The sequence below is a fragment of the Bradyrhizobium sp. genome (assembly GCF_049691595.1).
GTDB lineage: Bacteria > Pseudomonadota > Alphaproteobacteria > Rhizobiales > Xanthobacteraceae > Bradyrhizobium.
The window spans coordinates 1-12,544 of sequence record NZ_JBAVNZ010000661.1 but is presented as its reverse complement, the minus strand read 5'-3'; the positions used below and the strand labels follow the sequence as shown (position 1 = coordinate 12,544).

Below are 12,544 nucleotides of genomic sequence, written 5' to 3'. Positions count from 1 at the left end.
GCGGTGAAGGGCGTCGAGATCGGCGCCGGCTTTGGCGCGGCGGAGCTGTCGGGTGAGCAAAACGCCGACGAGATGCGGACCGGCAACAACGGCACGCGGTTCCTGTCCAACCATGCCGGCGGCATTTTGGGCGGCATCTCGACCGGCCAGCCGGTGGTGGTGCGTTTTGCGGTGAAGCCGACATCCTCGATCCTGTCGCCGCGCCGCACCGTCGACCGCCAGGGCGCCGAGACCGATATCGTGACCAAAGGCCGTCACGATCCCTGCGTCGGCATCCGCGCCGTGCCGGTCGGCGAGGCCATGATGGCCTGCGTGCTGGCGGATCATTTCCTGCGGCATCGCGGACAGGTCGGCGGCTAGCGCCTATATTGCCGGGTACCTGACTTCGGCTTTTGCCTTGGGTGCCGTGATGAACGCTTCGGATCTGCACAAACTCACCGACTGGCTGATCGGCGGCGCGCGGTCGGCGGCCGATCCCCGGCGGATGATGGCCGAATCCTGCGAGCGCCTGGTCCAGGCAGGCATGCCGCTATGGCGCGTGAACGTGTTCGTTCGGACGTTGCGCCCCGATATTTTTGGCCTCAGCTTCATCTGGCGGCCCGGCGCCGAGGTCGTCGTCAACAGCGCGGATTTCGACGCCCCGGAGTCCCCGGAATTCAGGCGGAGTCCGCTGGCGATCCTGTACGAGAAGGAGCAGGAGGTACGATTCCGGCTGGATGATCCCGAGAGCAGGCGCTTTCCGTTTTTCGACGACATGCGCGCGGAGGGCGTCACCGACTACATTGCGCTGCCGCTGATTTTTTCCGATGGCATCGTTCACTCCTCGAGCTGGACCACGCGGCAACCGGCAGGGTTCAGCGATGAACAGCTTGCCTACCTGCGCGCATTGGTGACGCCGCTGGCGCGGATTGTCGAGATTATCAACCTGCGCCGCACCGCTGCGAACCTGCTCGATACCTATGTCGGCAACCGCGCCGGCGAGCGAATTCTCGGCGGCCAGATCCGCCGCGGTCATACCGATACGATGCATGCCGCGATCTGGTTGTCGGACCTGCGCGGCTTCACCGCGCTCTCCGACCGGCTGCCGGCCGAAACCGTGGTGGACATCCTCAACGGCTATTTCGATTGCCAGGTGTCGTCGATCAGAACGCATGGCGGGGAAGTGCTGAAGTTCATGGGCGACGGGTTGCTGGCGGTGTTTCCGATCGAGGCGCAGGACGGCGATATCCAGCAGGTCTGCTCGCAGGTGCTTGAAGCCGCCCGCGAGTCGCGCGCCAGCGTGCAGGCGATGCAATACCCGATCGGCGAAACCGTCGAGCGCTTCCGCTTCGGGGTCGCGCTGCATGTCGGAAAGATTCTCTACGGCAATATCGGCGGCGGCAACCGGCTCGACTTCACCTGCATCGGTCCCGCGGTCAATCTGGCAGCGCGGCTGGAGAAGATCGCCGGCCGCCTCAATCGCACGATCGTGGCGTCGGAAAGCTTCGCTGGCTTTTGCCGGGAAGGGTGGAGCGATCTCGGCGAGTTCCCGATATCCGGCTTTTCGAAAGCCGAGCGCGTCTACGGCCTGCTCGACGAAACCTCGGTGGCCTGAAATCTCCGAGGAGCTTTCGTCTTCGCGCTATTCCTCCGGTTCCGTGGTGAACAGCAGCGGATAGCCCTTGGCGGGCCGGCGTCGGTGGCGCGGGTGGCCTTGGTCTCGGCGACGTCCTTGGTGAAGACCGCGACCACGCACACGCCGCGGCGGTGGGCGGTGATCATGACCTTGTGGGCCTGGTCTCCGGTCATGCGGAATTCCGCCTTCAGGACGGTGACGACGAATTCGCGCGGGGTGAAATCGTCATTGACGAGGATGACCTTGTGCAGGCGCGGCCGTTCGACCTTGGTCTTGACCCTGGTTTTCGGCTTGGTGACGGTGTCGATCATCCCAGCGGCGTCTCCTTAACGGCGCCGCAACGGGATCAGCCGGCGCAGCCATCCGCTGCGTCCTTCACTGATCGCCGCGGCCGACGGCGGTCTCGATCAGTTTACAGGCTTCCGGCCGGTCCTGAAACCGGGGTGTTTCGCGAGAGTTTCAGGCCACCGCGGACGCGCCGGGTTCACCGAGTTCCGCGCTGCTCCTTTGGCAGGCGAGTGACCGGGTTAACCTGAATGTGAAGGACAGGAGAGGTTCGCGCTTTGCGCGGCGCACTTTGCGTGTCACGATTGCATTCCTGCGACGGGAGGGCCGCGATGCGCTGGTATGTCTCGATCGGAGTTGTGTTTGTCGCGGGCGTGCTGGCCAGCGGCGATGTGGCGGGTATTGCCGCGCCCAATCCGGCGAGCCAGCCTGGCCAGCGATTGACCGAGAAGGAAACCAACCCGTCGGTCGATGTCGAACTGGTTATTGCCGTTGACGTCTCCTATTCGATGGACATGGACGAACTCGCGATCCAGCGCGAGGGCTATGCGCAGGCCATCGTCTCCAAGGAGTTCTTGCAGGCGCTGAAAACCGGTCCGAACGGCAAGATCGCGGTGACCTATTTCGAGTGGGCGGCCTCCAGCGACCAGAAGATCATCATTCCCTGGCGGGTGATCGACGGCCCCGAGACCGCCGATGCCGTTGCCAGCGAGATCATGAAGACCCCGATCCGCCGCGCGTCGCGCACCTCGATCTCGGGCGCGATCAATTTTGCGATGCCGCTGTTCGACGAGAACCCGCATCGCGGCCTTCGGCGCGTGATCGATATTTCCGGTGACGGGCCCAACAACAACGGCATGCCGGTTGTCACCGCCCGCGATGCCGCGCTGGAGAAGGGCATCATCATCAACGGCCTGCCGATCATGGTGAAGGAGCCGTCTTATTCCACCATGGATATCGACAATCTCGACTATTATTACGAGGACTGCGTGATCGGCGGTCCCGGTTCCTTCGTGGTGACGATCAAGGATCGCGACAAGTTCAAGGAAGCGATCCGCACCAAACTACTGCTCGAAGTCGCGGGCCTCAGGCCGGCGCGCCCGGTCGTGCCGGTAGCCGAGAAGGAGCCGCGGGTCAGTTGCCTGATCGGCGAGAAAATCTGGCAGGACCGCTGGGGACGATAATCCCTATCGGACGAACCGCGCCACCAGTTCGACATGCGGTGTGTGGCGGAACTGGTCGACTGGCGTGACGCCTTTGATCTCATAGCCGCCATCGATCAGGATTCGCGCATCGCGAACGAATGTCGTGACATTGCAGGATACCGCGATCACGGTCGGAATTTTGCTGGCTGCAAGCTGCGTTGCCTGGGCCTGCGCGCCTTGCCGCGGCGGGTCGAACACCGCGGTATCGTAGTCGCGCAGTTCCTGCGGCATCAGCGGGCGCCGGAACAGATCGCGGGTCTCGACCTTGACCGGTTTCAATCCCGGCGTCGATGTTGCGGCTTTCTGCAGCGCTGCGACCGCGCCGGCGTCACCGTCGAACGCCGAAATCCGCGACGTCGCCGCCAGCCGCAACGCGAACGGACCGACCCCGCAAAACAGGTCGGCGATATTTCTCGCGCGCTGGCAATGTCCGCTCACCAGCTTAGCCAGCGTTTCCTCGCCGGCGACGGTCGGCTGCAGGAACGATCCCGGCGGCAGGATCACCTGCGCCGTGCCGACGGTGATCGTCGGTGGAACGCGCATCAGCACCAGTTCGCCGTGGCGCGTCAGCCGCGCCAGGTGGTGCGCTTCGGCCACGCGCGACAGCGTCGCGATGGTCCTTGCGGACAGCGGTCCGGAGCCGCGCACGTCGACGTCGAGGCCACTGTCTGTGGCCGTGATCTGGATGTCGAGCGGCTTTCCGGTCGGTATCAGCGGCTCGGCGATCGCCCACGCCGCATCGAGCGCGCCGGCGAGGCCGGGATCGAGAATGGGACAGCGATCGACCGGAATGATGTCGTGGGAATTCGCGGCGGAAAAACCCACCTTGAGCACTTCGTGCGTGCCCCTCCGGGCGTGGAGGGTGATCCGCCGGCGGCCGCGGCCGTGGGCATCGATCAGCGGATGGACTTCGCAGGCGAGCTTCGCCTGTGCCAGCATCCCGACCACGAGATCGCGCTTCCAGGCGCGGTAGCGTTCGGTTTCCCAGTGCTGGATCGCGCAGCCGCCGCAGATTCCGAAATGCGGGCAGAACGGCGTTACCCGTTCGGGGCTCGCCTGTTCGACCCGCAGCAGGCGCCGGCGGTCGGGATGGCCCGGTACCGGCGCCACCTCCACCGTCTCGCCGCCGAGCGCATACGGCACATAGACGCTCCCGCCGCCGGCGAGGGCGACACCGTCGCCGAAATGACCGACATGATCGATCGTGAGACGTTCAGCCACGGCGCGCACCGATGAAGAATTCGAGGTTGCCGTCGCCGCCCGATATCGGCGAGGAAAATACCCGGATGTCCGTGCATCCCTGCGCAGCCGCGAACGAAGCGATGTCGTCGCAGACTTGCCGATGCACCGTTGCGTCGCGGATGATGCCGCGCCTGGAATGCTTTCGCTCCGCCTCGAACTGCGGCTTGATCAGCGCCAGGAGATGCATCGGCGCCGCCGCCAGCGACAACGCCACCGGCAGCACGGCTTTCAGCGAGATGAAGCTGACGTCGATGACGACGACATCCGGCCGGGCGGGCAGGCGCCTGCCTTCGAGCGTGCGGATATCGGTCGCTTCCATCGACACGATTTTGGGGTGGTCGCGCAGCGAATGATGCAACTGGCCGCGGCCGACATCGATTGAAAAGACCAGGCTGGCGCCGTTGGCAAGCAGGACCTCGGTGAAGCCGCCGGTCGATGCGCCGACGTCGAGGCAGACATGGCCCTCGATGTCGAGAGGGTATTGCTCCAGCGCGCCCATCAGCTTGACGCCGCCGCGCGAGACAAAGGGATGCGCGGGTTGCGCGGACAACGCGGCATCGGCTGCGATGGTTTCCGATGCTTTCAGGACCGGCTTGCCGTCGGCAACGACCAGCCCGGCTTCGATCGCGGCCCGCGCCCGGGCCCGGCTTTCGAACAGGCCGCGCGCGACCAGCAGCACGTCGGCGCGCTTGCGCGAAAACACTTCGGTGCTGTCCTTGTTCGCCAATGTCAGCTCGATCTGCTCGTCGCGCGTTCGGCCGCGAGACGGACGCAGGCCTCGAACGAAGTAAGATCATGCCAGATATCCGCCGGCGCCCGCGGTGGCGTCAGCAGCGGACAGCCATGCAGATCGAGCGCGTGGATCATCATGAGGTTATCGGACCAGCCGAAATCCTCCACGGCGAGCCCCTTCTGGTCGATCAGGCGGCCATTCGAGGATTTCGTGACGTTGCCGGATCGCGCGACCCGCTCGGCATAGGGCGCCGGATCGTTGCTATAGGCGAGGCACAGCTTGCCGCGGCCCGCCATGTAGCCGAGTTCGTAGACGGTGCCGGCGTCGGCGCTCGGGCCGCGGAATGGCGTCAAATTGGCGATCACAGCGTCGGCTGCATCCATCATCGCCTCATTGGCCTTGAAGATTCGGAGCGACGCATCGCCGGCCGACGGATCGACCGCGTTGTCGAGCGGATAAAGGCCGCTCACGCCGTGTCGCGCGCAAATATCGGCCTTGCGCCTCCCGATACCGATCGGGTCCGGCAGGAACACATCGGGGCCTGCCAGATAGATTTTCATGGGATCACCGGCGTTGATGTTTTTTTGCCGCGTTTTCCTTCTGCGAACCGGTCGCCACCCCGGATCAGGTCCGGGGCAGGCTTTCGCTCGAAAACACTACACGCCGGCCGCCGGATCTCAGGCGAGCTTGACGGTCTCGGCCTTGAAATCCTTGCCGAGCGTCTCGAACACCTTGGCGACGATGCCCTTGGCATCCAGCCCGGCGCGGGCATACATCTCATTCGGCGTGTCGTGGTCGAGGAATTCGTCGGGCAGCACCATTGCCCGCATCCTCAAGCCGCCGTCGAGCATGCCGTGCTCGGCCAGCGTTTGCATCACATGCGAGCCGAAGCCGCCGATCGCGCCTTCCTCGATGGTGAGCAGGACTTCGTGGTCGCGCGCCAGCTTCAGCACCAGATCGACATCGAGCGGCTTCATGAAGCGCGCGTCGGCGATGGAGGTGGAAAGGCCGTGGGCCGCGAGTTCGTCGGCGGCCTTTTCGCATTCGGCGAGACGCGTGCCGAATGACAGAAGCGCGATCTTGTTGCCCTGACGGACCATGCGGCCTTTGCCGATTTGCAGGGCAATGCCGGCCTCGGGCATTTCGACGCCGCGGCCTTCGCCGCGCGGGTAGCGCACGGCGCTCGGACGATCGTTGATCGAAACCTGGGTGGCGACCATGTGCACCAGTTCGGCTTCGTCGGAAGCGGCCATGATGACGAAATTCGGCAGGCAGCCGAGATAGGCGTTGTCGAACGAGCCCGCGTGGGTGGCGCCGTCGGCGCCGACCAGGCCGGCGCGGTCGATCGCGAAACGAACCGGAAGGCTCTGGATCGCGACGTCATGAACCACCTGGTCATAGCCGCGCTGCAGGAAGGTCGAATAGATCGCGCAGAACGGCTTGTAGCCCTCGGTAGCGAGGCCGGCCGCGAACGTCACCGCGTGCTGCTCGGCGATGCCGACGTCGAAGGTGCGCTTGGGGAAGGCCTTGTTGAAGATATCGATGCCGGTGCCCGACGGCATCGCCGCGGTGATGCCGACGATCTTGTCGTCCTTCTGGGCCTCCTTGACGAGGCTCTGGCCGAACACGTTCTGGTAGGCCGGCGCATTCGGTTTCGCCTTGGCCTGCGCGCCGGTGGCGACGTCGAACTTGACCACGGCATGGTATTTGTCGGCCGAGGCTTCCGCGGGCGGATAACCCTTGCCCTTCTGCGTGACGACGTGAAGCAGGATCGGGCCGGCCTCCATGTCGCGCACGTTCTTCAAGACCGGCAGCAGATGGTCGAGGTTGTGACCGTCGATCGGACCGACATAGTAGAAGCCAAGCTCCTCGAACAGCGTGCCGCCGCCGACCATGAAGCCGCGGGAATATTCCTCGGCGCGATTGGCGCGATCGGCGATCGCCTTCGGCAAATGCTTGCCGAGCTGCTTGGCGGCCTCGCGCAGCGAACGGTAGGTCTTGCCGGAGTAAAGCCGCGACAGATAGGCCGACATCGCGCCGACCGGCGGGGCGATCGACATGTCGTTGTCGTTGAGAATGACGATCAGGCGCGAATTCATCGCGCCGGCATTGTTCATGGCCTCATAGGCCATGCCGGCAGACATCGCGCCGTCGCCGATCACGGCAATGACGTTGTTCTTGCCGCCGGACAGATCGCGCGCCACGGCCATGCCGAGCGCTGCGGAAATCGAGGTCGATGAGTGCGCGGCGCCGAACGGATCGTAGTCGCTCTCGGTGCGCTTGGTGAAACCGGACAATCCGCCGCCGGTGCGCAATGTGCGGATGCGGTCGCGGCGGCCGGTCAGGATCTTGTGGGGATAGGCCTGATGGCCGACGTCCCAGATCAGACGGTCCCGCGGCGTGTCGAAGATATAGTGGATGGCCGTGGTCAGCTCGACGACGCCGAGGCCGGCGCCGAAGTGACCGCCGGTCACGGAAACGGCGTCGATGGTTTCCTGGCGCAGCTCGTCGGCGACCTGCCGCACCTGATCGATCTTGAGCCGGCGCAGATCTTCCGGCGTGCGGATGGTGTCGAGGAGCGGCGTCTTGCTAAATGTGGTCACAGCGATAATCCAATTTTGCATGTCGGGGCGAGGGGCCCGACGGGACATGGGTCGCGCATCGACTGCGCAGTGAAAATCCAGACGCCGGGAGCCAGCTTGGCAAGCCGGTGCCTGATCTGAAAACCTAGATGCACTCCGGATCGCACCAAGTGATATGCATCACTTTGGTAGCTTCACCCTTCCCGGTCAGTTTTTCCTTAGCCATTTGAAGAGCTTGTTGCGGTCTGAAACGAGCGGCAGGCCGCTCTCCACAGCCCATAGAACCGCAAGCTTTACACCAAAGCGACCGCCAAAGCCAACCCGCTGAACGGGCGGGGCTTGCCGGGGCAGGCTTGAAAAACCTCGATTTTTCAACCGCTGCGGCGTGCGGAAGTCTCCATTTTGGCCAAATCGGCGGCATTGGCGTGATCGGCTTTGGCGGACTCGATCCGTTTCCAGGCCCATTCGCGGGTGGCCGGGTCGCCCGTCGCAACCGCCAGCGCGGCGTCGGGGACCGCCATGCGTTCGGTCAGCGGAATCGGGCCGCAGACGATCATGAAGAAATCGTAGGCGTGCGGCCGTTCGTTGGCCATCACGAACTGGAAATGGACTCGAAAGAATTTCCAGCGAAAGACGTTGTAATGTTCCGGCTTGATGATGTCGCGGAACCGGACCGAGACGATCCTGGGATTGCGCCGTTGTTCGCCGGGATCGATGTCGTGGCCGGCGATCGGATCGAACGGATAGAAATTCATCACGTCCTTGCGCGACTGGCAGTCGATCCAGTCGATCGAAGGCTCGACCGCCAGCAGCCGCAGATGATCGCGGAACGGCTGCGAGACGGCATGGAAGCCGACGATCGGAAAATTTCCGCCGATCGTCAAAAGGACGATGCGCGGTCCGTGGCGTCCGAGCGCCGGATCGAGTTCCAGCGCCCGCGCCAGCATCTCGGTGCCCAGGAACGATCCCGAACTGTGCCCGACAATCACGATCTCGTCGGCCTCGCCGGAGCGCGCGATATCGACGAGGTGTTGCGCGAAGCGGTCGATGCGCTGGTCCCATTCCGGGCGCTGACGGTGGGAAAACTCCCAGGTCCAGATCGTGTCCGACAGCACATAGAGCAGATAGGTCTGGTTTTCCGTGTATTTCAATGCGGCGCCGAGCACCGCCACGAACACGGCGGCGGCCGCGACGATGCGGAGCGGGCCGGGCATGCCGAACGCGTCCAGACCCCTTTCAAACGCCAAGGCGAGGCCAGCCGCGCACAGCGCTTCCAGCAGCAGGAGAAAATGCGGATAGGTGATGAAGGTCGCGAACCGCCAGTTCGCCCGCCAAAACCGCGCAATCGTGCCTGATAACACCAGCCGCCAATAGATCCACACCGCATGGAAAACCGTGCGCCAGATCGGGGAAGCGAGGTCACGCTGGATGAAGTCCTCGAAGCGCAGGAAATCGTAGCTGGTGCGGGTCTGCCAGTCGTCGGCCTGGGTCTCGATGGTCCAGGACGCCATCTCGGCATCGGGGGTGCCCTTTGGGCGGCTCATCGTGGCGGAAAGCTGATAGAGCTGGCTGAACTTCCGCAGTTCGGTCCTGAACATGCGGTAATACTGCGCCAGCCCGCGCGGGTCGTATCCCTGAATATAGATGATATGGCGGTGCTGAACGCGCACGTACGATCCCCGGATGACGGCGGGACTATATCAGGCCGTATGACACGCCAAGAGCTATTTCGGCCGAGGGTGGGGCCTGAGCGCCAAATTCGCCCGATATTCTCGATTGTTCCGCGTACGGTCGCGTTCTCGGGCGCTACTGAACGTCGAGCGGCTCGGTCCCGGTCACCTGGCCGTTGGCGTCGGTGGTGATCTTGTCGACGCGCGCTTCCGCCTGCCGCAGCAGCTCCTCGCAGCGCCGCTTCAGCGCCTCGCCGCGCTCGTAGATCGTGACCGATTCCTCAAGCGGTACCTTGCCGTCCTCGAGCCGCTTGACGATCGATTCAAGCTCCTCGATCGCACGTTCGAAGCTCAGCTTCCCGACGTCCAGCTGGGTATTTTCGGCCATATTGCGTTCCCGTATGCGCCGGTTCGCTGGCGCAGAATCAAAACGAATTTTCGCGGGCCCATTGTGGCCGGAATTCACGCACCCATCAATGCGGTGACGTGCGAGGCCACCGACTCCTGCAGCCCTTGCAGATCATAGCCGCCCTCCAGCACCGAGACCACCCGGCCGCCAGCGCTTCCTTCCGCCAGGTCCATCAATTTGCGCGTGACCCAGCCGAAATCGTCGGCCTTGAGATTGAGCGAGGCCAGCGGATCGCGATAATGCGCATCGAAGCCGGCCGAGATGACGACGAACTCGGGGCCGAACTTCTGCAACTGCGGCAGGATCAGGTTTTCGAACGCGGCGCGGAATTTGGCGCTGCCGTCTTCCGGCGCGAGCGGCGCGTTGACGATGGTGTCGTGCTCGCCGCGCTCGCCGCTGGCGCCGGTGCCGGGAAACAGCGGCATCTGGTGCGTGGAGCAATACATCACGGTCGGATCGGCCCAGAAAATATCCTGGGTGCCGTTGCCATGATGGACGTCGAAATCAATCACGGCGGCGCGACCGATGCCGTATTTGCGCTGGGCGTGGCGCGCGGCGATCGCCGCGTTGTCGAAAAAGCAAAAACCCATCGGCTTGCTGACTTCGGCATGATGGCCGGGCGGGCGCACCGCGACGAACGCATTGTTGTGTGCGCCGGACATGATGGCGTCGGTCGCCGCAACCGCGCCGCCGACGCCGCGCATCACCGCCTCCCAGGTTCCCGGCGACATCGAGGTGTCGCCATCGATGTAGATCAGCCCGCTGGTCGGGGCTATATGCCGCAGTTCCCCGACATAATGCTCGCCGTGGCACAGCATGACGGAATCCAGATTGCCTTCGGGGGCTTCGCCGCGCACGAGGCCGCCGAAGCGCTCTTGCGCCAGCACCTGGTCGACCGCGCGCAGCCGGTCCGGGCGCTCGGGGTGGCCCGGCGGCGTCAGATGGTCGAGGCAGGCGGGATGCGTCAGAAGCAGCGTCATGCAATATCCGGGCGCATTCGATGCGCATGCGAGGGGGCCCTAATCTAGGCCGACATCGCCCGCTCGGAAAGGGCCGCGCCGCGGATGGCGCCTTGCGGCTCAGTTGATGCGGACGATGCGATTGCCCGCGGTGGGTCCGACCGGACTGTTGGAACGGAAATAAGCATCCAGCGCATCGATGTCGTAGATGCCGAACTGCTGCGCCGTTGCCTCCTTCAACACCGTGAAGCCGTCGCCTCCGACGGCGAGGTAATTATTGACCGTCACCCGGTAGCTCGCCGCGGGATCGATCGGTTGTCCGTTCAGCGACATCCGCCCGGCGACGATGCGATCGCCGTCCGGCCTCGTGCCGTCCCAGGCATAGGCAAAACCTTTCGACACCTGCAGGATCCGCGGCCGCTTCGGGTCGAGCCATTGCTGCTCCAGCAGGTCCTTGATCTGCCTTCCGCTCAGTGTCAGCGTCACCAGTTGATTGCGGAATGGCTGGCTCGCGAACAGATCGGCATAGCTGACCGCGCCGTCGTCCTTCTTCAGAATGTCGATGCGCACGCCGCCGGGATTGGTGAAGGCGATCACCGCGCCGCCGCTGGAACCGGAGCTGGTCGCGGCGAGCTGGGCGTCGGCGATGATATCGCCGAGCACGCTCTCGCCGGCCTGGTTGGGCGTGCGCGACAGCGTTTCTGTCACCGATCCCGCCGGACGGTTGGCGAGCGGCGCGGCAAACCGGTCGTAGGAATCCAATAGCGCGGTCTGCCCTGCATCCTTGGCCAGGGTGGTGGTGCGAACGATGGTGTTGTCGGCTTTGGCGCTGATGACATCGCGCGTGACCGGGTCGAGCTTGAGGTCGATCGCGGTCACCAGCGTGCCGTATTTGTCGCCTGAGGTGACAAGCCGGCCGTCGATCTCGCAGACATAGGCCTGGTGGGTGTGGCCGGAGACCACGACGTCGACGGCCTTGTCGAACTTCTTGACGATGTCGACGATCGCGCCCGATATGCCGGGGCATTCATTATAGTCGCCGGTCGGCGTGCCGCCCTCGTGGATCAGCACGACGATGGCTTCGACGCCGCGGCCCCTCAATTCGGGAACCAGCGCATTCACCGTCTCGGCCTCGTCACGGAACGCGAGACCGGCCGCGCTTGGCGGCGAGATGATGTTCGGCGTTGCCTTCAGGGTGAGGCCGATGAAGGCGACCGGGATGCCCTCGAACTCCCTGACCTCATAGGCGGGAAACAGGGTCTTGCCGGTGCCTTTGTCGATCGTGCCGGCGGCGAGATAATGGAATTTCGCTCCGGCAAACGGATGCGGCCCCTGGCATTTGTCGGTCGGGTGGCAGCCGCCATTCTGCATCCGCCGCAATTCGTCCTTGCCCTCGTCGAATTCGTGATTGCCGACGGAGGAAAGCGCCAGCCCCATCATCGACAGCGATTCGATGGTGGGCTCGTCATGGAACATGGCCGACAAGAACGGGCTGGCGCCGATCAGATCGCCGGCGGCGACGAAGATATTGTTGTTGTGGCGCTGCCGGAGCTGCGCGACCAGCGTCGCCATATGCTCGGCGCCGCCCGCCGGCACCACGATCTTTTTGGTGTTGTCGTCGGGATCGGCGATCCTGATTCCGCCCGGCGGCGGGCGAAGGTTGCCATGGAAATCGTTGATCGCGAGAATCCGCAACTCCACCGGCGCGGCGGTTTGGGCTGGGCATGACGATGTGAGCGCCGCCAGCAACGTCAAGGCTGACAGGATCTGGTAATGCGTATCTTTCATGACACAACAATAACCGGCCGGCGCGACAATTTCGCGAAGGCTCGGATCATGATCCG

Annotated in this window: 11 protein-coding genes and 1 pseudogene; 3 read left to right on the top strand and 9 right to left on the bottom strand. The window is 64.3% G+C overall.

What is annotated here, in order from left to right; genetic code table 11:
• A partial coding sequence (locus WCE35_RS26570; protein WP_424596280.1) for a chorismate synthase occupies window positions 1–360 on the top strand: 360 nt, incomplete at its 5' end.
• 49 nt (window positions 361–409) lie between these two features.
• Window positions 410–1,594, top strand: a complete 1,185-nt coding sequence (locus WCE35_RS26565) for an adenylate/guanylate cyclase domain-containing protein (RefSeq protein ID WP_424596279.1) — start codon at window positions 410–412, stop codon at window positions 1,592–1,594.
• 27 nt (window positions 1,595–1,621) lie between these two features.
• On the opposite strand, the pseudogene clpS reads toward WCE35_RS26565, so the two are convergent.
• Window positions 1,622–1,926, bottom strand: a pseudogene (gene clpS, locus WCE35_RS26560) (ATP-dependent Clp protease adapter ClpS).
• 306 nt (window positions 1,927–2,232) lie between these two features.
• Between clpS and WCE35_RS26555 the strand changes: the two are divergent.
• The gene (locus WCE35_RS26555) at window positions 2,233–3,084 is read left to right on the top strand and encodes a DUF1194 domain-containing protein (RefSeq protein WP_424596278.1); all 852 of its coding nucleotides are present in this window, start codon (window positions 2,233–2,235) and stop codon (window positions 3,082–3,084) included.
• Between the two features lie 3 nt (window positions 3,085–3,087).
• Here WCE35_RS26555 and WCE35_RS26550 read toward each other — a convergent pair whose 3' ends face one another.
• The 8 genes from WCE35_RS26550 to WCE35_RS26515 all read right to left on the bottom strand — a co-directional run bounded on the left by WCE35_RS26550 (window position 3,088) and on the right by WCE35_RS26515 (window position 12,488).
• Window positions 3,088–4,326: a class I SAM-dependent RNA methyltransferase gene (locus tag WCE35_RS26550; RefSeq protein WP_424596277.1), complete on the bottom strand. Its 1,239-nt coding sequence runs from the start codon at window positions 4,324–4,326 to the stop codon at window positions 3,088–3,090.
• Complete coding sequence (locus WCE35_RS26545; protein ID WP_424596276.1) at window positions 4,319–5,074, bottom strand: TlyA family RNA methyltransferase; 756 nt, start codon at window positions 5,072–5,074, stop codon at window positions 4,319–4,321. Before WCE35_RS26545 ends, WCE35_RS26550 begins: the two co-directional genes overlap by 8 nt.
• Before the next feature lie 2 nt (window positions 5,075–5,076).
• The gene (locus WCE35_RS26540) at window positions 5,077–5,640 is read right to left on the bottom strand and encodes a nucleoside 2-deoxyribosyltransferase (protein ID WP_424596275.1); all 564 of its coding nucleotides are present in this window, start codon (window positions 5,638–5,640) and stop codon (window positions 5,077–5,079) included.
• Window positions 5,641–5,757: 117 nt separating this feature from the next.
• Entirely contained in the window at window positions 5,758–7,683 is a 1,926-nt protein-coding gene (gene dxs / locus WCE35_RS26535; protein ID WP_424596274.1) for a 1-deoxy-D-xylulose-5-phosphate synthase, read from the bottom strand.
• 350 nt (window positions 7,684–8,033) lie between these two features.
• On the bottom strand, window positions 8,034–9,332 hold the full coding sequence (locus tag WCE35_RS26530) for a hypothetical protein (RefSeq protein WP_424596273.1): 1,299 nt from the start codon (window positions 9,330–9,332) through the stop codon (window positions 8,034–8,036).
• A 136-nt stretch (window positions 9,333–9,468) separates the two neighbouring features.
• Window positions 9,469–9,720, bottom strand: a complete 252-nt coding sequence (locus WCE35_RS26525) for an exodeoxyribonuclease VII small subunit (protein ID WP_424596272.1) — start codon at window positions 9,718–9,720, stop codon at window positions 9,469–9,471.
• A 74-nt stretch (window positions 9,721–9,794) separates the two neighbouring features.
• On the bottom strand, window positions 9,795–10,721 hold the full coding sequence (locus WCE35_RS26520; protein ID WP_424596271.1) for a histone deacetylase family protein: 927 nt from the start codon (window positions 10,719–10,721) through the stop codon (window positions 9,795–9,797).
• Between the two features lie 99 nt (window positions 10,722–10,820).
• Window positions 10,821–12,488: a bifunctional metallophosphatase/5'-nucleotidase gene (locus WCE35_RS26515; protein WP_424596281.1), complete on the bottom strand. Its 1,668-nt coding sequence runs from the start codon at window positions 12,486–12,488 to the stop codon at window positions 10,821–10,823.
• Window positions 12,489–12,544: the final 56 nt, after the last annotated feature.